Raw genomic sequence first — 20,033 nt, 5'->3', positions numbered from 1 at the left:
TTTAACCCTGAGGCTTATTTGCCACGGGCTTCGATAACGGCCTGAGCGACGTTGTTCGGCGCATCATCATACTTCAGGAATTCCATAGTGTATGATGCACGACCTTTGGTCAGAGAACGCAGCTGAGTTGCATATCCGAACATTTCAGACAGCGGAACTTCAGCGTGGATCTTCACGCCAGTCACTTCGGATTCCTGACCACGCAGCATACCGCGACGACGGCTCAAGTCACCGATAACGTCACCAGTGTTCTCTTCCGGAGTTTCTACTTCAACCTTCATGATCGGCTCAAGCAGAACTGGTTTTGCTTTCTTAAAGCCTTCTTTAAAGGCGATAGAAGCTGCCAGTTTAAACGCCAGTTCAGAGGAGTCAACGTCGTGGTAAGAACCGAAGTGCAGACGAATACCGATGTCTACTACCGGGTAACCTGCCAGCGGACCAGACTTCAGCTGCTCCTGGATGCCTTTATCAACGGCCGGGATGTATTCGCCAGGAATTACACCACCTTTGATGTCGTTGATGAACTCGTAACCTTTCGGGTTAGAGCCCGGCTCCAGCGGGTACATGTCGATCACAACGTGACCGTACTGACCGCGACCACCAGACTGCTTAGCATGTTTACCTTCAATGTCGGTAACCTTGGTGCGAATCGCTTCGCGGTAAGCAACCTGAGGTTTACCTACGTTCGCTTCAACGTTGAATTCACGCTTCATACGGTCAACGATGATGTCGAGGTGCAGCTCACCCATACCAGCGATGATGGTCTGGTTAGATTCTTCGTCAGTCCATACGCGGAAAGACGGGTCTTCTTTAGCCAGACGGCCCAGAGCCAGACCCATTTTTTCCTGGTCAGCTTTGGTTTTCGGTTCAACCGCGATAGAGATTACCGGCTCAGGGAATTCCATGCGCTCCAGAATGATCGGGTGATCCGGGTTACACAGAGTGTCACCGGTGGTCACGTCTTTCAGACCGATAGCTGCAGCGATATCGCCCGCGCGAACTTCTTTGATCTCTTCACGCTTGTTAGCGTGCATCTGTACGATACGACCGAAACGCTCACGTGCGGATTTCACGGAGTTCAGGATGGTATCGCCAGAGTTAACCACGCCAGAGTACACGCGGAAGAACGTCAGGTTACCCACGAACGGGTCGGTAGCGATTTTGAACGCCAGAGCAGAGAACGGCTCTTCATCGCTCGCATGACGCTCAGCCGGAGTATCTTTACCGTCGTCCAGGATACCGTTGATCGCAGGTACGTCAACCGGGGATGGCAGGTAATCAATTACCGCATCCAGCATCGCCTGAACACCTTTGTTCTTGAACGCAGAACCACAGGTTACCAGGATGATTTCGTTGTTCAGAACGCGCTGACGCAGAGCCTTTTTGATCTCTTCTTCAGTCAGTTCTTCACCACCCAGGTATTTCTCCATCAGCTCTTCAGAAGCTTCAGCAGCGGATTCGATCAGGTTCTGGTGCCATTCGTCAGCCAGGTCCTGCATGTCAGCCGGGATATCTTCGTATTCGAAGGTTACGCCCTGGTCTGCATCGTTCCAGTTGATGGCTTTCATTTTCACCAGGTCAACAACACCAGTGAAGCCGTCTTCAGCACCAATTGCCAGCTGCAGCGGAACCGGGTTCGCGCCCAGGCGGGTTTTGATCTGACCAACAACTTTCAGGAAGTTCGCGCCCATGCGGTCCATTTTGTTAACGAACGCGATACGCGGAACTTTGTATTTGTTAGCCTGACGCCATACGGTTTCAGACTGCGGCTGAACACCACCAACTGCGCAGTAAACCATTACCGCACCGTCAAGAACACGCATAGAACGTTCTACTTCGATTGTGAAGTCAACGTGCCCCGGGGTGTCGATGATGTTGATACGGTGCGGCTCATACTGCTTAGCCATACCAGACCAGAATGCGGTAGTCGCAGCGGAGGTAATGGTGATACCACGCTCCTGCTCCTGCTCCATCCAGTCCATAGTAGCGGCGCCGTCATGAACTTCACCGATTTTGTGGTTTACACCGGTGTAGAACAGAATACGTTCGGTAGTAGTGGTTTTACCGGCGTCGATGTGCGCACTGATACCGATGTTACGATAGCGTGCGATGGGTGTTGTACGAGCCATTTGATTCCTCGTTTGTTTCTTTAGGCGCTCAAATTAAGTTGCCCAGGACGGGCGACTCACTTGAAGCGCCCGTCTGGTGACTAACATGCCGAAGGGATTACCAACGGTAGTGTGCGAACGCCTTGTTGGCTTCTGCCATACGGTGAACGTCTTCACGTTTCTTAACTGCAGTACCTTTGTTGTCTGCAGCATCAGAAAGTTCGTTCGCCAGGCGCAGAGCCATGGATTTATCACCGCGTTTACGAGCAGCTTCAACGATCCAACGCATTGCCAGGGCATTACGACGGACCGGACGGACTTCAACTGGAACCTGATAAGTAGAACCACCTACGCGGCGGGACTTAACTTCGACAGTCGGACGAACGTTGTCCAGCGCGACTTCGAAAGCTTCCAGTTCAGATTTACCAGAGCGCTGAGCCAGGGTCTCAAGAGCACTGTATACGATTGCTTCTGCAGTAGATTTTTTACCATCTACCATCAGGATATTTACAAATTTAGCCAGCAGTTCTGATCCGAACTTCGGATCCGGCAGAATTTTACGCTGACCAATGACGCGACGACGTGGCATGGAAATACTCCGTTGTTAATTCAGGATTGTCCAAAACTCTACGAGTTTAGTTTGACAGTAATATAAAACGTTTGGCCTTACTTAACGGAGAACCATTAAGCCTTAGGACGCTTCACGCCGTACTTGGAGCGAGCCTGCTTACGGTCTTTAACGCCAGAGCAGTCAAGCGCACCACGAACGGTGTGGTAACGAACACCCGGGAGGTCTTTTACACGACCGCCACGGATCAGGATCACGGAGTGCTCCTGCAGGTTGTGACCTTCACCACCGATGTAGGAAGTCACTTCAAAACCGTTAGTCAGACGAACACGGCACACTTTACGCAGTGCGGAGTTCGGTTTTTTCGGGGTGGTGGTATATACGCGAGTACATACGCCACGTTTTTGCGGGCATGCTTCCAGCGCCGGCACGTTGCTTTTTGCAACTTTGCGAGAGCGTGGTTTGCGTACCAGCTGGTTAACTGTTGCCATTAAATAGCTCCTGGTTTTAGCTTTTGCTTCGTAAACACGTAATAAATCGTCCCCATATAATATGAGGACGCGGAATTTTAGGGCTGTGCTTAAAGGGTGTCAAGAAATATACAGCGTTCGGGCGTTACCAGGCCATCTGGCTCGCGTGTTTTACTGTGAGTTTGACGAAATCAGTATAGCTAATCGTTTCGACATTGCTCGAAATTTGAGCGCCCAATCCTCTGGCTTCAATGTCGTTTTCTAAGGCGCACACCCGGGCGGGTGAGGCCAGCAGCGCAGTCAGAAAGCGGCTGTGGTTAAGCGCGGCGACCACGCCGTCCTGCATCAACAGAATATCGTCGCTGGCGCGTACCAGACGCAGCAGGGCCTCAAGATCGGTCTGCCAGGGCGAGCGAGAAAGCGTATACAGCATGGCGTTCCTTAAAAAGTCAGCACGACATCGTAGCCATCAAGGCGCTCGCGCAGGGCACCGGCGTCGAGCATTTCGACATCAATAACAAACGTCTGTTCCTCACTCAGCCCGCGCTCGCGAAGTGATTCAAGGCACACATAGCAGCGCTCGATATCATACAGCGGCAATACTTTGAACGTGGCGATATAGTCGCGGGCGAGAATCGTCTGCGGCACCTGTCCTGGCAGGATCTGAAAAACGCCGTCGCTTATGAAAAAGACGCCGATCTCCTCCGTTAAGGCTGACATCGCCAGCAACGCATCAAGTCCTTCACGCCCGGATGCGGTGCCATGCGGCGCGTGAGTAAAGACAAAGGCTACCTGTTTCATTAAAATTCTACCACTCTGTCACAGGTCAGCGCGGCTTCCGCCAGCGCGCCGAGGCCGCTCAACACAAACCCTGGCTGGAGATTCGCGCCCGCAAGCCCCTGCTGGCGCGCCTCTTTTTCATCCGTCACGCCGCGGCGCAGCGCTGCCGCGACGCAGATGTGCAACGCCACGCCGTTTTCGTTATGAAGCTGTTCCCAGGCGCGTACCAGATCGAACTCATCACTCGCGGGCGCCGTCAGCTGGTTTGCGTTATACACCCCTTCGCGGTAGAAAAAGACGCTCTCAAGGCTGTGGCCTTCCGCCAACAGCGCTTTGGCAAACTGCAACGCGCTGCTCGCCTGCTGGGTGCCATACGCGGGCCCGGTCACCATCAGGGCAAAACGCATCAGCGATCCTGCCCCTGAAAATCCCCGTTTTTGAACTGGCGGATATAAAGGTAAACCGTGTGTTTGGAGATATTAAGCCGGTCGGCCACCTGGTTGATAGCGTCTTTAATATCGAAGATGCCTTTCTCATAGAGGTTAAGGACAATCTGACGGTTCTTGGCGTTGTTAGAGACGTTTCGGTCGGCGTTCACTTCTTCAATGGTGAACTCCAGCGTCTGGGTCACGAGGTCTTCAACGGACGACGCGAAGTTTACAGACGACGGCACTTCCTGAGTTTCCGGCGGCACAAACGTGCTCATTATCTGCGAGAACGGCACATCCAGATTCATATTAATGCACAGCAGACCAATCACGCGGTGTTCCCGGTTACGGATGGCGATAGTGACCGATTTCATCAGGACGCCGCTTTTCGCGCGGGTGAAATAGCACTTAGACACGCTGCTGTCTGCACCCGTCATATCATGCAGCATACGCAACGCGAGATCGGTAATCGGCGAGCCGATTTTCCGGCCCGTATGTTCGCCATTGGCAATACGGATCGCCGAGCATTTCAGATCCTGCAGGGAATGCAGCACAATTTCACAGTGGGAGCCGATGAGCATCGCTAACCCGTCCACGACCGCTTCGTAGGAGCGCAGGATATCAAAATCGGTCTGATCGAAGGGACGCTGATCCAGCAGATCGAGTTCGCTGGCCTCATTGGTTAATAGCGAATTGGACATGAAAACATACCACCCTTTACAGCGAGCCTGTCGTCTCTCAAGGTCTGGGCAGACTCATCATTCAGTTGTTACGTAACTCGCTAAAGTAATACAGCGGGTGCAACACTAGCCAGCTTTTATTATACGTGGCTGGGATAAAAAAACCGCCGCCCTGAGGCGGCGGTCTGCGAAACGTTACTTCGCTTTGGCGGCATCGTCCGCTTTATCACCCGCGGCGGCCTTCGGGGCTGCATCGGCTTTCGCCGCCGGATTGATATCCAGCAGTTCTACGTCAAATACCAACGTGGAGTTAGCCGGAATGCCCGGAACGCCGTTTTTGCCGTAAGCCAGCTCAGGCGGGATAACCAGCTTGATTTTGCCGCCTTTCTTGATGTTTTTCAGGCCTTCGGTCCAGCCCGGGATCACGCCGTCAAGACGGAAGGACAGCGGCTCGCCGCGCTTGTAGGAGTTGTCGAACTCCTGACCGTCGATAAGCGTGCCTTTATAGTTAACGACAACGGTGTCGCTCTCTTTCGGCGCAGCGCCAGTGCCTTCTTTCTCGACTTTATACAGCAGGCCGGTAGAAGAGGTCTTCACGCCTTTTTCTTTAGCGAATTTTTCACGGTAGGCTTTGCCTTTAGCTTCGTTTTCCGTCGCGTCTTTCTCGACTTTCGCCTGAGCGGCGCCTTTCACGCGGGTTTCGAAAGCCTGCAGGGTCTGCTCAATTTCCTGATCGGAGAGTTTGCTCTTATCAGCAAAAGCGTCCTGGACACCGGCGATCAGCTGGTTTTTATCCAGTTTGATGCCCAGTTTTTCCTGTTCCTTCAGGGAGTTTTCCATGTAACGGCCCAGCGAAGCACCCAGCGCGTAAGCAGATTTCTGATCGTCGTTCTGGAATGCGGCTTTGCTGTCAGCGGCGGCAGCGTTCTGCTGCTGTGCGGCTGGCGCAGCAAAAGTCAGGGGAGCGTTAAACGCCACAGCCATCGTGGTCGCCAGCAGCGTTACTTTAAACAGTGATTTCATCCATTATCTCCAGGGTTGGGGCCTCTCACCCCAGGGGTTATCTTTAAAAACGAAAGTCGTACTATAAAACGTCGCCACGGAAATCAACATAACGACTTTTCCGTTTCGGGCGTTATTTCAGACTTAATTTGTTTAAATAAGTTTCTTTCTGTTGAAGCAACCCGGCAGAATCCGGAAAAGTTGCGTAGAATCGCGACGCAAAGGGGAGAGACATCATGCAAAACGAATCGACAGAGCATCGCATCGCTGAGCTGGAAAGCCGACTGGCGTTCCAGGAAATCACCATTGACGCGTTAAACCAGTCTGTTACCGCACATGAGCTGGAACTCGCGAAACTGCGCGAACAGCTCAAAATCATGGTGGAGAAAATCAAAGCCTCGCAGACGTCGATGATCGCGTCACAGGCGGAAGAAACGCCGCCGCCGCATTATTGACTGACCGAGGCGGGCAGTAAAAAGGGGCGCCGGAGCGCCCCTTTTTTATCTGGCTTAGTGGCAACCGCAGCCGCCGTTGCCGCAACCACCTTTACCGTGGTCGTGATCGTGGCTGTGGCCGTGACCGCCGCAGCAACCATCATGGTCGTGATCGTGGTCATGGTGATGACCGTTTGCGCCATGAACGTGGCCATGAGCCAGTTCTTCTTCGGTCGCTTCACGAATAGCCACAACTTCAACGTTGAAGTTCAGGTTCTGGCCCGCCAGCATATGGTTACCGTCAACCACGACATGGTCGTCGCCCACTTCGGTGATCTCAACCGGCACCGGACCCTGATCGGTTTCCGCCAGGAAACGCATGCCAACCTGCAGCTCGTCAACGCCCATGAAGACGTCTTTCGGTACGCGCTGTACCAGGTTTTCGTCATACTGGCCGTAAGCGTCGTTAGCGCCTACGTTCACATCGAATTTATCGCCAACATCGTGACCTTCCAGCGCAGCTTCCAGGCCGGAGATCAGGGAGCCGTGACCATGCAGGTAGTCCAGCGGCGCACTCACCGGAGACTCATCAACCAATACACCGTCTTCTGTACGTACCTGATAGGCCAGGCTGACCACCAGGTCTTTTGCTACTTTCATGATATCTCCTGAGTGAGGAAAAAAGACTGGCGCCGATTGTAGCCCAAATCGACGCCTGTGTACCCTTTAGCTTAAAGAAACCTGCGGCATCTCGCTAGTCGGGATGAAAAATCCCTATGACTTGCTCATCTTTGCGAACCTTCTCGCGCACTTCTTTATCTGCCTCGCGCATCTGTTGCCCGCACTTCACGCACTCAACGATATCGACCTGATTCTCCCGCCACATCGCGAGAGAATCCTGCGCCTGACATTTCGGGCAGACGGCCCCGGCAATAAAACGTTTACGCACCGCCATAGCTCAACCTCTATTCAAACTCGTCCCAGCCATCCAGCTGGCGTCGTTCCTGTTGCATCTCGCGATGAAAAATTTCTTCCAGTTCACGCCGCGCCTCGCGCACGCGGGAGATTTGCGCGTTATCGGTATGCACCGGCATTAACTCACGCAGCATCCGCATATCGAGCCGGCGGAAATGCAACTGTGCGCGCTGCGCCTGATGCGGATGCATCCCAAGCGAAATCAGCGTTTTTCGCCCCAGCTCCAGCGCGCTGGAGAAGGTTTCACGAGAAAACTGCTTCACGCCGGCCTGCAACAGCTCATGGGCTTCCACGCGTCCACGCGCTCGCGCCAGGATCTCCAGTTGCGGAAAGTGCTGCTGGCAGAGATGCACGATGCGCATCGTGTCTTCCGGATCGTTGCAGGTGACGACTATCGACTGCGCCGATTCCGCGCCTGCGGCGCGCAACAGCTCAAGCTCTGTCGCGTCGCCATAGTAAACTTTATAGCCATATTTACGCATCAGGTTGACCGCGCTGATATCGCGTTCAAGCACCGTGATCCGCATTTTATTCGCCATCAGCAGACGGCCGATGACCTGACCGAAACGCCCGAAACCGACAATAATCACCTGCGGTTTATCATCTTCCACATACGGCGTCTCGTCATGCTCATCCTGCGCGTTGAAGTGGCGCGCCAGCAGCCGGTCGATGCCTTTCATCACCAGCGGCGTGGTCATCATCGAGAGTGTCACCGTCACCAGCAGCAGCGCCATCTGGTCGTTATGAAATAGCTTCTGCGACGATGCGCTGGAAAAGAGCACAAACGCGAATTCCCCGCCCTGGCTCAATACGCCAGCAAACTGCAAACGCTCAGTACGACGCAGCCCCTGAAAACGCCCGAGGCCGTACAGCACCGCCATCTTGACGCCTACCAGTACCGCCACGCTCATCACCACCCACAAAATATGGGTATAGAGGACGCCCAGGTTTAACGCCATGCCGACCGAGATAAAAAACAGCCCCAGCAGCAGGCCTTTAAACGGTTCAATGGCGATTTCCAGCTCGTGGCGATATTCGCTCTCCGCCAGCAGGATCCCGGCGATGAATGTGCCAAGCGCCATCGACAGGCCCAGTAAATCCATAAACAGCGCCGAGCCCAGTACCAGCAGCAGCGCAGCGGCAGTGAACACCTCGCGTACGCCGGAACCGGCGATAAAGCGAAACACCGGACGCAGCAAATAACGCCCGCCGATCAGCATCCCGGCGAACGCCAGCACTTTCATGCCGATCTTCAGCCAGTCAGGGTGTTCATCGCCATTGCCCGCCAGCAGCGGCACCAGCGCCAGCGCGGGGATCACCGCCAGATCCTGGAACAATAGTACGGAGAACCCTAACTGCCCGCCTTCGGTGCGGTTCATGCCTTTATCGCGCATCAGCTGCAACGCCATCGCGGTTGACGACATCGCAAGACCGATCCCCCGACAATCGCCGCCTGCCAGGCGAAATCGGTCAGCATCAGCAGCCCTGCCAGCACCACCGCGCTTAACAGCACCTGCGCCGCGCCGATGCCGAAGATAGAGCGCCGCAGTTTCCAGAGTTTCGAGGGGTTCAGCTCAAGCCCTATCAGGAACATCAGGAAAACAACGCCAAGCTCCGAGAAGTGCAGAATTTCTTCGACGTCGCTGATAAAGCCGAGGCCCCACGGGCCAATCGCTATGCCGGCGAGCAGATACCCCAGCACCGCGCCGATGCCAAGCCGTGCCGCTATCGGCACCGCCACTACCGCGGCGAAAAGAAACAGAATGCCTGCCAGCAGCAGGTCCGAGCCTTCCATCAGAAGCCCCCCGGCGTTAACGGCGCGGTCAGCCAGCGTTCATACGCGTGGCCCTGTGCCGCCAGTTCAGAAAGCGACTGACGACGCGCCCAGTAAATAATCAGCGGCGTCATCCAGTGCATACGGCACATGGCGGCCGTCAGTTCGAAGGGCCGTAAAATGTCGCTCAGGGCATAGCGGTTAAAACCATCGGGACGATAGGCCGTTTCCGGCTCGCCGGTGGTAATGACGCAGCGCCAGTATTTCCCGGCGAGCTGATTGCCGCCCACGCCGCTGGCGAAACCGCGGCTTAACACGCGGTCGAACCACTCTTTTAACAGCGCCGGACAGCTATAGGTATAAAGCGGGAACTGAAAAACGATCACGTCGTGATCGCGCAGTAGCGCCTGCTCATGGCTGATATCGATAAAGAAATCGGGATAGTGGGCATAGAGGTCATGCACCGTGACATTGGGTAATTGCAGAGCCGGCTTAAGCAAAACCCGGTTGGCCACCGAGTCCTGAGATTCCGGATGGGCATACAGCAGCAAAACTTTCGCTGTCTGTGACATCATTCCCCTCCAGGGCGTCGTCATTGTTACTATTTTGGGCTACCATGGCGGCCCCACGCGGTGCCCTAGAGCATCACGTTACATGAATATAATGACAATTTAACATAGTCTGAATCTACGGCGCCTTATGATTGTTTTCTCCTCGTTACAAATTCGTCGCGGCACCCGCGTACTGCTGGACAATGCCACCGCCACCATTAACCCGGGCCAGAAAGTGGGCCTGGTGGGCAAAAACGGCTGCGGCAAATCCACGCTGCTGTCGCTGCTGAAAAACGAGATAAGCGCCGACGGCGGCAGCTTCACGTATCCGGGCACCTGGCAACTTGCCTGGGTGAATCAGGAAACGCCCGCGCTGCCGCAGCCCGCGCTGGAATATGTGATTGACGGCGATCGCGAATATCGCGCGTTTGAGCGCGAGCTTAACGAGGCGACCGAGCGCAACGACGGCCACGCCATCGCCACGGCGCATGGCAAGCTCGACGCCATCGACGCCTGGACCATCCGTTCGCGCGCTGCGAGCCTCCTGCACGGCCTGGGGTTCAGCAATGAACAGCTTACCCGCCCGGTGAGCGATTTCTCCGGCGGCTGGCGTATGCGTCTTAACCTCGCGCAGGCGCTAATCTGCCGCTCTGACCTGCTGCTGCTTGACGAGCCGACCAACCACCTCGATCTCGACGCGGTCATCTGGCTGGAAAAATGGCTGAAAAGCTATAACGGCACGCTGATCCTTATCTCGCATGACCGCGATTTCTTAGATCCGGTGGTGGATAAAATCATCCATATCGAACAGCAAAATATGTTCGAGTACACCGGCAACTACAGCTCGTTTGAGCGCCAGCGCGCCACGCGTCTCGCCCAGCAGCAGGCGACCTACGAAAGCCAGCAGCAGCGCGTCGCGCATCTGCAAAGCTTTATCGATCGCTTTAAAGCCAAAGCGTCCAAGGCGAAGCAGGCCCAGAGCCGTATTAAAATGCTGGAACGTATGGAGCTGATTGCGCCTGCGCATGTGGATAATCCGTTCCACTTCAGCTTCCGCGCACCGGAAAGCCTGCCCAATCCGCTGCTGAAAATGGAAAAAGTCAGCGCCGGTTATGGCGAGCGCATTATTCTGAACTCCATCAAGCTCAACCTGGTGCCCGGCTCGCGTATCGGCCTGCTGGGGCGTAACGGCGCGGGTAAATCAACGCTGATTAAACTGCTGGCGGGCGAACTGGCCCCGATCAGCGGCGATATCGGGCTCGCCAAAGGCATCAAGCTGGGCTACTTCGCGCAGCATCAGCTGGAGTTTTTACGCGCCGACGAGTCGCCGCTGCAACACCTGGCGCGCATTGCGCCGCGTGAAACCGAACAGCAGTTGCGCGACTACCTCGGCGGCTTCGGCTTCCAGGGCGATAAAGTCACAGAAATCACCGAGCGGTTCTCCGGCGGCGAGAAGGCGCGCCTGGTGCTGGCGCTCATCGTCTGGCAGCGCCCTAACCTGCTGCTACTCGATGAGCCGACCAACCACCTCGACCTCGATATGCGTCAGGCGCTGACCGACGCGCTGATTGAGTTCGAAGGCGCGCTGGTCGTGGTCTCGCACGACCGTCACCTGATTCGCTCCACCACTGACGATCTCTACCTGGTGCATGATGGCAAAGTCGAACCGTTCGACGGCGATCTCGACGATTACCAGCAGTGGCTGAGCGACGTGCAGAAGCAGGAGAGCCAGAGCGACGACATCAGCCGCGAGAAAGACAACGGCAACAGCGCCCAGGCGCGCAAAGATCAGAAGCGCCGTGAAGCCGAGCTGCGCACCCAGACGCAGCCGCTGCGTAAAGAGATAACCCGTCTGGAAAAAGAGATGGAAAAGCTCAACGCCACGCTCGCAAGTGTTGAAGAGAAGCTCGCCGACAGCGCCATTTACGATCCGGCACGTAAGGCCGAAATGAATGAGTGTCTGCAAACGCAGGCGAAGACCAAAGCGGCGCTGGAAGAATGCGAAATGGCATGGCTGGACGCCCAGGAGCAGTTGGAAGCGATGCTAAATCAGCCTTAATGTTCTACGCTGGCAGGCCGTCTGCTGGCGTGGCATCGACGACGGTCTTTCCGCGTCGTTGTCGGGCCCGCGGCCGCCCTGCTGGTGGTCTGCTTGTCATCGTGATTCTGTCTCCAGAGGTAGCCAGCCTGCGCGCTGCGGGTCGCTGTCCCGCTACGCTAAAACGCATAGGTTTCATCCCCGGAGAGGGATAGCAACGGTCAGGTAATACCCGTTCAAAATCATTGAAACAAAAATCATCTTTGCTTACTCTCCAGGCTCTCTACACACAGAAAACACGCGTTATATAGCGCGGAACTCTCAGCCCACATATAAAAATAGTCGCTCTGTCTGATGACTCCCCCACTCGAATAAGGCGTCAGGACAAGATGGTCACAGCCGTGGCTACAATAAAAACTGAGGAAATAGTTAATGACAGATACGACCTCCGTCGCCGCTCCGTCGTCCCTGCCCGCAGCGATGAAAGATATTTTACCCGCCGGCGAAGCGTTAACTCCGGCGGAACAACAGGACGTTGAAAAGCTAATGAACCAGATAGACATTACCGACCCTGTAATGTCGCTTTCGTGGGGTGCCAAAACCATGGGAGAAATCTCTCGGTTTTCTGATGCCTTGCTGGAGCAGGTGCAGGCGAAAGATGCCGGCGTGGTGGGCGAGCAACTGACAGACTTACTGAGTAAGGTTAAAGAGGTGGATTTAACCTCGTTCAGCGAAAAGCCGGGCTTTCTGGCTTCCGTCCCTCTTGTCGGCAAGCTGTTTAACCGCCTCGAACGCACGTTATTAACGTATCAGACGCTGGCGCGTCAGGTTGAGAATATCTCCGCCAGGCTTGAAGAAGCGATGGTTGATTTACTGCGCAATATTTCCACGCTTGAGCAACTATTCATTCGCAATCGCGACTACTATCAGCAAATCAATCTGCATATTATTGCCGGCAAGCTAAAAATCGCCCAGCTGCAGAACATCGATATGCCCCTTGCCCAGCAGCACGCCGCTGATGACGCACTGAAGATGCAGACCGCCCGGGACCTGGAAGCCAACATTCAACGTTTTGAACGTCGCCTTCATGACCTGATGCTGTCCCGCACTATCGCCATCCAGACGGCGCCCCAGATTCGCCTGATGCAAGGCAACAGCCAGTCACTGGCGGAGAAGATCCAGAGTAGCCTGCTCACAACCATCCCGGTGTGGAAAACCCAGCTGGTGCTGGCGCTATCGCTACACACTCAGCGCCAGGCAACGAAACTGCAAAAAGACGTATCAGATACCACTAATGATATGCTGCGCCGCAACGCGGAGCTGCTACAGACCGGCACGGTCGAGACGGCTCGTGAAGTGGAACGTTCGGTGGTGGATATCGACACCCTGCGCGATGTCCATGCGCGTCTGTTGACGACCATTGAAGAATCTGTCGCCATCGCCAGCAATGCGCGCGCGAGCCGTCAGAGCGTGGAAAAAGAGCTGTCGGTTATGGAAGACGAATTGCGCACGCGTCTTTCAGCTATCGCCAGCGGAACCGCGCATCAGGCATAAACACTTAACCAGCCGGGCGCGGCGGATGATGCCGCGTCACGCATGTTATGAGAACAGGAATGGCTACTTTTTTAGAAACGCTTCATAACAAGCGCTGGAAGCGTGTCCTTATCCAGCTGTGTATTATGCTATTTTCGGTCAGTTTCGATAATGCCCTGTTGCAGGATACCCTTGCCCATACCCATACATCCCCTGACGCCTTAAGAGGGCCATTAGCCGTATCCTGCTGGGTGGGGTTCATCCTTCTTGCCCGCGCCCTGTTTTACGACCGCGTGGCATTCACGGTCGGTATTCTTGCCGGGCTATTCTGGCCAGGGGCGAACGCCGGCTTCGCATTTTGGGCAGGCGGCGTGGCGCTGGTGACGTATATCCTGCGCAATCTGAAGCCATTTCTAAAAATCTACATCTGGTATCTCATCCTGGGCTGGCTGGCCTGTCTGGCTTACTTAGACGCCTTTGGCACACAGTCATTGTCGGCAGGATATGTCAGCTTCGCTGGTATTCTTATCGCCATTGGGAGCGGCTGGACGCCGCTTTCCATCGCCCTTCGCCGCCTTTTGACGACATTAAAAAATAAGCGGCTCGGGAAAAAAGCGAAGCCCGTTGCCGAACCGCTCCCGGCCGGGCAGGAGACAACAACCGATTTCGACGCTGAACGTGAGGTCCGTTATTTAACGTCCCTGCAAGGGCTGGCGCCGGCGCTTCAGACGGAAATCGATGGCATTATCAATTATACGAACCTGATAATGCTCTGTATTAAAACCGATCCTAAAGATGTGGAGCCGGGAACAAAATTCCTGCAGCGCTATCTGCCCGCGGTAAGAGACATCACGACAAGAAGCCATCGCCTTGTAGAGCAACAAGCGGAGAATAGCAGCGTTGATGAAATTAACGCTCGCAGCGCCGCCATGCTTAAAACGCTGCATTCCGCGTTCAGCCAGCAGCATGCCCGCCTGTTAGAAAATGATAAGACCGAACTGGCTATTGAAATGAGCACGCTCGATAAGATGCTCAAGACGGACGGTTACGTATAATTCGATGAAAGTGCGCCTGCAAACGCAGACGCAGTTGGAAGCGATGCTGCAAAACGACTAACCGGGCCCGCAGGCCCGGTCTGTGACGATTAACGCTGCGCCGCCAGCCGCTGGCGCAGGGTTTCCAGATGTTCCACGCCGTGCAGTTTGCCATCCAGGAAGCGGGTTTTCAGTTCGCCCTGCTGTTCCTGCTCCAGCGTCTGCTCGTCAAACAGCTGATAATCGCCGTTCTCGTCACGCTCCACCCGCAGCAGCCCGCGTGCTGAACGTTTCAGTCCGCTGTCGGTTTTCGGCTCTTTGAAAATCATGCGGCCCACGCCGTTCACTTCACCGTAGGTGGCTTTCATCGCAAAGCCGAAGGTGTCGCGGGTGTTGTACTGGTAGGTGAAAGAGCCCACGCCAAACACCACGTTCGAACTGGCAAAGCCTTTCGCCGCCAGACGGCGCAGGATCTCTTCGGCGCGATCGAGCGTGATGGAATCGCCGTAAATCAGGCCCACATGTGGATCGAGCACTTTATAGCCTTTCTCATTCACGGTGCCGCCGAAGATTTCCCACAGCACTTCCACCGAGCCCTTCTCTTCCGGCGTGCGGTCGGCGCGGGTATCGTCATCGGCGCCGGTGCCGCAGAGGATCTCCACCGGGTCGCCGCTGTCCGGGCGGAACACCACGCGGCCTTCACGCGCCATAATCTGCGCTTTCAGCTCGCGGGTATATTCGGTGATAACGCGCCAGTAATCCCAGGTGTCGGACACAATCGAGACAAAGCCGTTCGGGTAGAGAGAGCAAATCAGGCGGCGGAACGTCTCAATTTCGCTCTCTTTCTCGCCCATGCACATCACGCTGTGCTCGGTCGCCGGAATAGACGCGGCGATAAAACAGTCCTGCCCCTGTGTGTAGTAATCGCGGGCGTAGAGCATCGACGGAATATTATCGGTGCCTTTAAAGCTCAGCAGATGGCCGCTGCCCGCCTGCGCGGTATCCTGCAAGCCTGACATCCCGCGAAAAGAGAAGTCGTGGCACTGGAAATCCAGGTGGCTCACGTCAGAGCAGGTTTTCTCTGCCCAGCGCTCGCAGATTTTACGGTAGTGGTGCGCGATGGTGGCGTTAGTGGAGGATTTCCACAGCTCCGCCGAGAGCACGGTTTCCAGATAGTTCACCAGCCAGAAGAATTCCGGGAGCGTATTGGTAATGGTCAGCACCGGCACTTTCATCGCCACTTTGCTGCCTTCATCCAGTGCCTTGATATGCAGCGGCAGATAACCAAGCTGATGCAGTGCGCGAATATGCTCCGCGCTTACCGCGCCTTTGCCGATATAGCTGTCCATTACCGCCAGGTACTCGTCAACCACCTCCGCCTGCGGGCGCGCGAAAAATTGTTCGTTAAAGAGGTCGACCAGGAACCATTGCAGGAACCCTTGCAGGCCGAAGAACACCAGCTTGCCGTCTGCGACAGGAGAGTGGAAATGACGATCGCTGCGCGGCGTAAAGTTGGAATACACTTTGGTGGTGCCAGCCGGATACTGTTCGCGATGCGATACTTTGTAGCCATCAATAGCCAGAATCGGATTCATGTTCATCTTCCTTCCCCTTACGCGTTATAAATAGTATTGATATCAATCATTTCTACCCGATCCTGCGCCAGTGAGGCAGGCGCGAAGGAAGTCGTCGTATACAACTGGTCAATACCGTTATTGAGCAGGTTTTCGACGCCTTTTGAAAACACGCCGTGGGTAACGTACAGACTGACGCTACGGGCACCCGCGTCGCGCAGCACCTGGGCGGAGCCGATAAACGTGCCGCCCGCGTCGCACAGGTCGTCGACAATCAGCACCGCCTTGTCTTTTACGTCGCCGTCCACCAGACGAAAACCGGTCAGCTCGCCGGTGGCGACATTGCGCTGTTTGGTCAGCGTGGCGAAACCTTCAGCCCCGACCGCCTGCGCTACCGCGTGTATTTTCTTAAGCGCGCCGGCGTCCGGCGCGACCAGCAGCAGCTCACCGGCTTTAAGGGCACTGACGAGCGTCTGGCTTTGCATCAGGCAGCGCGCCTGCGGGATGGCCACGAGATTATCGATGGCGGCCGCAGCGGCTTCGCTGTGCGGGTCCAGAACGAACACTTTGTCGAAACCGAGCGTGTTTAACTGGCGGGCGAACACTTTCAGCGCAAAGCTGTCGCCCGGCTGCATATGCCTGTCCTGGCGGGCATACGGTAGCCACGGCAGTTCCAGATGGCTGAAGCGCACATCGCAATGCTGACGCACCGCGTCGGTCAACTGCGCCAGCAGCATAAAGTCGTCCATCGTTTTCATGGCAGCGGCGCGAATACGCATCAGCGAGGCGACGCGAGGCAGCTCGCCGGTCACTTTCGCCCATACGGCGCCGTCAGGAAAACGCCCGGTCTGCGTTGCTATCTCTCGTCCGTCTACCATCAGTTGCGTCTGCATCATATTCGCCCCGGTTAGTGAGTTATTGTCCTTGCGACACATTTAATATTGTCCAAGAGACATTAATAAGCAAGCGAAAGTTTCGACGGCGCCGTTAAAAAATAGCATTTTGCTGAAAATTAAAGCAATAAAGGTTTATGTTGCCCCGGTCTGTCGGGCTGGTAAACTTGTCTCTGAGACAATTAAACGGAGCGGCGTATGACCACTGAAGCGGAATATCTGGAAAGCTACGATCCGGCGCGGTTCCCTTCCCCGCTGGTGACCGTGGACAGCGTGCTGTTCACCCTGCATGACCAGGCGCTCTGCGTACTGCTGGTGCAGCGTGCCCGCCAGCCGCAGCAGGGGCGCTGGGCCTTGCCTGGCGGCTTTATCGATCTGCAAAAAGATGCCTCGACGCACGCTACGGCGCTGCGCAAACTCACTGAAAAAACCGGCGTGCGCCCGTCATGGCTGGAGCAACTGGAGACATTTTCCGGCCCGGATCGCGACCCGCGCGGCTGGAGCCTGACGACCGCATGGTTTGCGCTTATCGCCTGGGTCGACTGCCAGCCGCATATCGCCTCCGTCAGCGACGCGCAGTGGGTGCCAGTTACCGGGCTGGATACGCTCGCGCTGGCGTTCGATCACCGCACGATTATTGAGGCCGCGCTGCGACGCCTGCGCCAGAAAACCATGTACTCGCTCCTGCCGGTGTACTGCCTGCCGGAATGCTTTACCCTGAGCCAGCTGCAGGAGGCGACGGAAATTATTCTCGGCCAGCCTATCCAGCGTAAAAGCCTGATCCGCCGCTTTGAGGCCTCGGGCATGTTTGAAGAGACCGGCGAGAGCGTCGCGACCGGCGCGCGTAAAGCCCGGCTCTGGCGGCGCAAGCCGGATGCGGACATTCATCTTTTCTCGCGTAATTTGCTGGCTGAGTGATCCGCATCAAACCATCAACAAAATGAATAACAATCGTTATAGTAGTTAGCGAACTAACCAACAGACAGCGTGCCATGGCCGACATTACTCCCGCAGAACTCCCTGCACTGAACACCGATTCCTCACACTTTCAGCCGATGCCGGGGGTAAGTAATCCACATCTGCAGACCATGCTGCCGCGCGTCCTGCGTCGCCGGTTGCAGTTTGAGCCGCACTGGCAGCGTCTGGATCTGCCGGACGGCGATTTTGTCGACCTCGCATTTAGCGAAAACCCCGATCAGGCGCGCCACAAGCCGCGTCTGGTCGTGTTTCACGGGTTAGAAGGCAGCCTGCACAGCCCTTACGCCCACGGGCTAATTCATGCGGCGAAAGCGCGCGGCTGGCTCGGCGTGGTGATGCATTTTCGCGGTTGTAGCGGTGTGCCCAATAAAATGGAGCGCATCTATCATTCCGGCGAAACCGAAGACGGCACCTATTTTCTGCGCTGGCTCGACGAGCGCTACGGCACGGTGCCGACAGCGGCGGTCGGGTATTCGCTTGGCGGCAACATGCTTGGCTGCCTGATGGCGGACATTGACGCCGCTTTCCCGCTTAATGCCGGGGTGATCGTCTCCGCGCCGTTTATGCTGGAGCACTGCTGTAACCATATGGAAAAAGGCTTTTCGCGCTTTTATCAGTTCTATCTGCTGAACCTGTTGAAAGCGAACGCCACCCGCAAACTGAAGGCCTGGCCCGGCACGCTGCCCATTGAACTGGCCCAGCTTAAACGCCTGCGCCGCATCCGCGATTTCGACGATCTTATCACCTCGAAAATTCACGGCTACCGCGACGCCGTCGATTATTACCAGCAGTGCAGCGCCCTGCCGCGGCTTGCGAAGATCACCCGCCCGACGCTGATTATTCACGCCAAAGACGACCCGTTTATGGATCATCACGTGATCCCCGATCCGGCCACGCTGCCTGCTAATATTGAATATCAGCTGACGGAGCATGGCGGTCACGTGGGCTTCGTCGGCGGCACGCTGCGTCAGCCGAAAATGTGGCTGGAGCAGCGCATTCCTGACTGGCTAACCCCTTATCTGGACCGATAAATGATCATTCCCTGGCAAGAACTCGACCCCGATACGCTGGACCGACTGATTGAAGCCTTCGTCTTGCGCGAAGGCACCGATTATGGTGAACATGAACGCTCGCTTGAGCAAAAGGTCGCCGATGTGCGGCGTCAGTTGCAAAGCGGCGAAGCCGTACTTGTGTGGTCTGAACTGCACGAAACGGTCAATATCATGCCGCGCGCGCAGTTTCGCGGTTAACGTTGCCTGGCGGAGCCTTGCCCCGCCGCTTCAGGGAGTTGTCTCGCTATGTCTGCCAAACATCCGGTTATCGCCGTCACGGGTTCCAGCGGCGCGGGCACCACGACGACCAGCCTTGCGTTTCGTAAAATTTTCGCCCAGCTGAATCTTCACGCCGCCGAAGTGGAAGGCGACAGCTTTCACCGCTACACGCGCCCGGAAATGGACATGGCAATCCGTAAGGCGCGCGATTTGGGCCGCCATATCAGCTATTTCGGCCCGGAGGCGAATGATTTCGGCCTGCTGGAGCAAACCTTTGTGGAATACGGCCTGACCGGCAAAGGGCAGTCGCGCAAATATCTGCATACCTACGATGAAGCCGTGCCCTGGAATCAGGTGCCAGGCACTTTTACGCCGTGGCAGCCGCTGCCGGAGCCAACAGATGTGCTGTTTTATGAAGGCCTGCACGGCGGCGTGGTGACGCCGCAGAATGACGTGGCGAAGCATGTCGACTTGCTGGTGGGCGTGGTGCCTATCGTCAACCTGGAGTGGATCCAGAAAATGATCCGCGACACCAGCGAGCGCGGGCATTCCCGCGAGGCGGTGATGGATTCCGTGGTGCGCTCGATGGAAGATTACATCAACTACATCACGCCGCAGTTTTCACGCACGCATATCAACTTCCAGCGCGTGCCGACGGTGGACACCTCAAACCCGTTCGCCGCCAAAGGCATTCCGTCACTCGACGAGAGCTTTGTGGTGATTCATTTCCGTAATCTGGACAATATCGATTACCCTTGGCTGCTCGCGATGTTGCAGGGCTCGTTTATTTCTCACATCAATACGTTGGTGGTGCCGGGCGGCAAAATGGGGCTGGCGATGGAGCTGATTATGTTGCCGCTGGTGCAGCGGCTGATGGAAGGCAAGCAGATACAGTGACGCCACGCCGTAACAGGCAGAAATCGTAGGGCGGGTCAGCGCAGC

At 55.9% G+C, this 20,033-nt stretch carries 21 protein-coding genes and 1 pseudogene; 8 read left to right on the top strand and 14 right to left on the bottom strand.

Annotation, left to right across the window (positions count from 1 at the left end; all coding sequences use genetic code 11):
- Positions 1 to 14: 14 nt before the first annotated feature.
- From fusA to fkpA, 8 genes are all read right to left on the bottom strand, one after another.
- The gene (fusA, locus tag BJP61_RS02945; protein WP_038867180.1) at positions 15 to 2,129 is read right to left on the bottom strand and encodes an elongation factor G; all 2,115 of its coding nucleotides are present in this window, start codon (positions 2,127 to 2,129) and stop codon (positions 15 to 17) included.
- Positions 2,130 to 2,226: 97 nt separating this feature from the next.
- Positions 2,227 to 2,697 (bottom strand): 30S ribosomal protein S7, encoded by a 471-nt coding sequence (gene rpsG / locus BJP61_RS02940; protein ID WP_007720812.1) that lies wholly within the window; start codon positions 2,695 to 2,697, stop codon positions 2,227 to 2,229.
- Between the two features lie 95 nt (positions 2,698 to 2,792).
- Positions 2,793 to 3,167, bottom strand: coding sequence for a 30S ribosomal protein S12 (rpsL, locus tag BJP61_RS02935; RefSeq protein WP_002436309.1), 375 nt, complete (start codon positions 3,165 to 3,167; stop codon positions 2,793 to 2,795).
- 124 nt (positions 3,168 to 3,291) lie between these two features.
- Entirely contained in the window at positions 3,292 to 3,579 is a 288-nt protein-coding gene (tusB, locus tag BJP61_RS02930) for a sulfurtransferase complex subunit TusB (RefSeq protein WP_075193953.1), read from the bottom strand.
- A gap of 8 nt (positions 3,580 to 3,587) precedes the next feature.
- Positions 3,588 to 3,947, bottom strand: a complete 360-nt coding sequence (gene tusC / locus BJP61_RS02925; RefSeq protein ID WP_171997810.1) for a sulfurtransferase complex subunit TusC — start codon at positions 3,945 to 3,947, stop codon at positions 3,588 to 3,590.
- Positions 3,947 to 4,333 (bottom strand): sulfurtransferase complex subunit TusD, encoded by a 387-nt coding sequence (gene tusD, locus BJP61_RS02920; RefSeq protein ID WP_038867177.1) that lies wholly within the window; start codon positions 4,331 to 4,333, stop codon positions 3,947 to 3,949. The genes tusC and tusD overlap by 1 nt, the downstream gene beginning before the upstream one ends.
- A complete protein-coding gene (locus tag BJP61_RS02915; RefSeq protein WP_038867175.1) occupies positions 4,333 to 5,055 on the bottom strand; it encodes a transcriptional regulator in 723 nt (240 codons plus the stop codon). The genes tusD and BJP61_RS02915 overlap by 1 nt, the downstream gene beginning before the upstream one ends.
- A 174-nt stretch (positions 5,056 to 5,229) precedes the next feature.
- Positions 5,230 to 6,057 carry an FKBP-type peptidyl-prolyl cis-trans isomerase gene (gene fkpA, locus BJP61_RS02910; RefSeq protein ID WP_161580007.1) on the bottom strand — a complete coding sequence of 276 codons (828 nt, stop codon included), beginning with the start codon at positions 6,055 to 6,057 and terminating at the stop codon, positions 5,230 to 5,232.
- 215 nt (positions 6,058 to 6,272) lie between these two features.
- On the opposite strand from fkpA, the gene BJP61_RS02905 reads away from it, so the two are divergent.
- Positions 6,273 to 6,491: a SlyX family protein gene (locus tag BJP61_RS02905; RefSeq protein ID WP_007720801.1), complete on the top strand. Its 219-nt coding sequence runs from the start codon at positions 6,273 to 6,275 to the stop codon at positions 6,489 to 6,491.
- Between the two features lie 54 nt (positions 6,492 to 6,545).
- On the opposite strand, the gene slyD is transcribed toward BJP61_RS02905, so the two are convergent.
- From slyD to kefG, 4 genes and pseudogenes are all read right to left on the bottom strand, one after another.
- Entirely contained in the window at positions 6,546 to 7,130 is a 585-nt protein-coding gene (gene slyD / locus BJP61_RS02900) for a peptidylprolyl isomerase (protein WP_038867172.1), read from the bottom strand.
- 94 nt (positions 7,131 to 7,224) lie between these two features.
- The gene (locus BJP61_RS02895) at positions 7,225 to 7,425 is read right to left on the bottom strand and encodes a YheV family putative zinc ribbon protein (protein ID WP_171997809.1); all 201 of its coding nucleotides are present in this window, start codon (positions 7,423 to 7,425) and stop codon (positions 7,225 to 7,227) included.
- A 10-nt stretch (positions 7,426 to 7,435) separates the two neighbouring features.
- Positions 7,436 to 9,240: pseudogene (kefB, locus tag BJP61_RS02890) on the bottom strand (glutathione-regulated potassium-efflux system protein KefB).
- Entirely contained in the window at positions 9,240 to 9,794 is a 555-nt protein-coding gene (kefG, locus tag BJP61_RS02885) for a glutathione-regulated potassium-efflux system ancillary protein KefG (protein WP_071603777.1), read from the bottom strand. The pseudogene kefB and the gene kefG overlap by 1 nt, the downstream one beginning before the upstream one ends.
- Positions 9,795 to 9,918: 124 nt before the next feature.
- Here kefG and BJP61_RS02880 point away from each other — a divergent pair, with 124 nt between their 5' ends.
- From BJP61_RS02880 to BJP61_RS02870, 3 genes are all read left to right on the top strand, one after another.
- A complete protein-coding gene (locus tag BJP61_RS02880) occupies positions 9,919 to 11,829 on the top strand; it encodes an ABC transporter ATP-binding protein (RefSeq protein ID WP_171997808.1) in 1,911 nt (636 codons plus the stop codon).
- Between the two features lie 411 nt (positions 11,830 to 12,240).
- Complete coding sequence (locus BJP61_RS02875) at positions 12,241 to 13,362, top strand: toxic anion resistance protein (RefSeq protein WP_038867166.1); 1,122 nt, start codon at positions 12,241 to 12,243, stop codon at positions 13,360 to 13,362.
- Positions 13,363 to 13,421: 59 nt separating this feature from the next.
- On the top strand, positions 13,422 to 14,396 hold the full coding sequence (locus tag BJP61_RS02870) for a 5-bromo-4-chloroindolyl phosphate hydrolysis family protein (protein ID WP_038867164.1): 975 nt from the start codon (positions 13,422 to 13,424) through the stop codon (positions 14,394 to 14,396).
- Positions 14,397 to 14,485: 89 nt separating this feature from the next.
- Here the strand turns inward: BJP61_RS02870 and BJP61_RS02865 are convergent, their stop codons facing one another.
- Both BJP61_RS02865 and prs read right to left on the bottom strand, forming a co-directional pair.
- The gene (locus BJP61_RS02865; protein WP_171997807.1) at positions 14,486 to 15,976 is read right to left on the bottom strand and encodes a nicotinate phosphoribosyltransferase; all 1,491 of its coding nucleotides are present in this window, start codon (positions 15,974 to 15,976) and stop codon (positions 14,486 to 14,488) included.
- Positions 15,977 to 15,987: 11 nt separating this feature from the next.
- Positions 15,988 to 16,845, bottom strand: coding sequence for a ribose-phosphate diphosphokinase (gene prs / locus BJP61_RS02860; RefSeq protein ID WP_171997806.1), 858 nt, complete (start codon positions 16,843 to 16,845; stop codon positions 15,988 to 15,990).
- A 195-nt stretch (positions 16,846 to 17,040) separates the two neighbouring features.
- Here prs and BJP61_RS02855 point away from each other — a divergent pair, with 195 nt between their 5' ends.
- The 4 genes from BJP61_RS02855 to BJP61_RS02840 all read left to right on the top strand — a co-directional run bounded on the left by BJP61_RS02855 (position 17,041) and on the right by BJP61_RS02840 (position 19,988).
- Positions 17,041 to 17,760, top strand: a complete 720-nt coding sequence (locus tag BJP61_RS02855; protein WP_038867150.1) for an NUDIX domain-containing protein — start codon at positions 17,041 to 17,043, stop codon at positions 17,758 to 17,760.
- A 74-nt stretch (positions 17,761 to 17,834) separates the two neighbouring features.
- Complete coding sequence (locus tag BJP61_RS02850) at positions 17,835 to 18,851, top strand: hydrolase (protein ID WP_038867148.1); 1,017 nt, start codon at positions 17,835 to 17,837, stop codon at positions 18,849 to 18,851.
- On the top strand, positions 18,852 to 19,070 hold the full coding sequence (locus tag BJP61_RS02845) for a YheU family protein (RefSeq protein WP_038867145.1): 219 nt from the start codon (positions 18,852 to 18,854) through the stop codon (positions 19,068 to 19,070).
- 48 nt (positions 19,071 to 19,118) lie between these two features.
- Positions 19,119 to 19,988: a phosphoribulokinase gene (locus tag BJP61_RS02840; RefSeq protein ID WP_038867142.1), complete on the top strand. Its 870-nt coding sequence runs from the start codon at positions 19,119 to 19,121 to the stop codon at positions 19,986 to 19,988.
- Positions 19,989 to 20,033: the final 45 nt, after the last annotated feature.

This window comes from Cronobacter sp. JZ38 (genome assembly GCF_008932145.1).
Taxonomy (GTDB): Bacteria; Pseudomonadota; Gammaproteobacteria; order Enterobacterales; family Enterobacteriaceae; genus Cronobacter; species Cronobacter muytjensii.
This window is presented reverse-complemented; position numbering and strand designations above follow the sequence as displayed.

What these genes read in the sequence shown, in the direction of transcription:
- fusA (WP_038867180.1), bottom strand. Translation starts at nt 2,129, where the DNA reads ATGGCTCGTACAACACCCATCGCACGCTATCGTAACATCGGTATCAGT.
- rpsG (WP_007720812.1), bottom strand. Translation starts at nt 2,697, where the DNA reads ATGCCACGTCGTCGCGTCATTGGTCAGCGTAAAATTCTGCCGGATCCG.
- rpsL (WP_002436309.1), bottom strand. Translation starts at nt 3,167, where the DNA reads ATGGCAACAGTTAACCAGCTGGTACGCAAACCACGCTCTCGCAAAGTT.
- tusB (WP_075193953.1), bottom strand. Translation starts at nt 3,579, where the DNA reads ATGCTGTATACGCTTTCTCGCTCGCCCTGGCAGACCGATCTTGAGGCC.
- tusC (WP_171997810.1), bottom strand. Translation starts at nt 3,947, where the DNA reads ATGAAACAGGTAGCCTTTGTCTTTACTCACGCGCCGCATGGCACCGCA.
- tusD (WP_038867177.1), bottom strand. Translation starts at nt 4,333, where the DNA reads ATGCGTTTTGCCCTGATGGTGACCGGGCCCGCGTATGGCACCCAGCAG.
- BJP61_RS02915 (WP_038867175.1), bottom strand. Translation starts at nt 5,055, where the DNA reads ATGTCCAATTCGCTATTAACCAATGAGGCCAGCGAACTCGATCTGCTG.
- fkpA (WP_161580007.1), bottom strand. Translation starts at nt 6,057, where the DNA reads ATGAAATCACTGTTTAAAGTAACGCTGCTGGCGACCACGATGGCTGTG.
- BJP61_RS02905 (WP_007720801.1), top strand. Translation starts at nt 6,273, where the DNA reads ATGCAAAACGAATCGACAGAGCATCGCATCGCTGAGCTGGAAAGCCGA.
- slyD (WP_038867172.1), bottom strand. Translation starts at nt 7,130, where the DNA reads ATGAAAGTAGCAAAAGACCTGGTGGTCAGCCTGGCCTATCAGGTACGT.
- BJP61_RS02895 (WP_171997809.1), bottom strand. Translation starts at nt 7,425, where the DNA reads ATGGCGGTGCGTAAACGTTTTATTGCCGGGGCCGTCTGCCCGAAATGT.
- kefG (WP_071603777.1), bottom strand. Translation starts at nt 9,794, where the DNA reads ATGATGTCACAGACAGCGAAAGTTTTGCTGCTGTATGCCCATCCGGAA.
- BJP61_RS02880 (WP_171997808.1), top strand. Translation starts at nt 9,919, where the DNA reads ATGATTGTTTTCTCCTCGTTACAAATTCGTCGCGGCACCCGCGTACTG.
- BJP61_RS02875 (WP_038867166.1), top strand. Translation starts at nt 12,241, where the DNA reads ATGACAGATACGACCTCCGTCGCCGCTCCGTCGTCCCTGCCCGCAGCG.
- BJP61_RS02870 (WP_038867164.1), top strand. Translation starts at nt 13,422, where the DNA reads ATGGCTACTTTTTTAGAAACGCTTCATAACAAGCGCTGGAAGCGTGTC.
- BJP61_RS02865 (WP_171997807.1), bottom strand. Translation starts at nt 15,976, where the DNA reads ATGAACATGAATCCGATTCTGGCTATTGATGGCTACAAAGTATCGCAT.
- prs (WP_171997806.1), bottom strand. Translation starts at nt 16,845, where the DNA reads ATGATGCAGACGCAACTGATGGTAGACGGACGAGAGATAGCAACGCAG.
- BJP61_RS02855 (WP_038867150.1), top strand. Translation starts at nt 17,041, where the DNA reads ATGACCACTGAAGCGGAATATCTGGAAAGCTACGATCCGGCGCGGTTC.
- BJP61_RS02850 (WP_038867148.1), top strand. Translation starts at nt 17,835, where the DNA reads ATGGCCGACATTACTCCCGCAGAACTCCCTGCACTGAACACCGATTCC.
- BJP61_RS02845 (WP_038867145.1), top strand. Translation starts at nt 18,852, where the DNA reads ATGATCATTCCCTGGCAAGAACTCGACCCCGATACGCTGGACCGACTG.
- BJP61_RS02840 (WP_038867142.1), top strand. Translation starts at nt 19,119, where the DNA reads ATGTCTGCCAAACATCCGGTTATCGCCGTCACGGGTTCCAGCGGCGCG.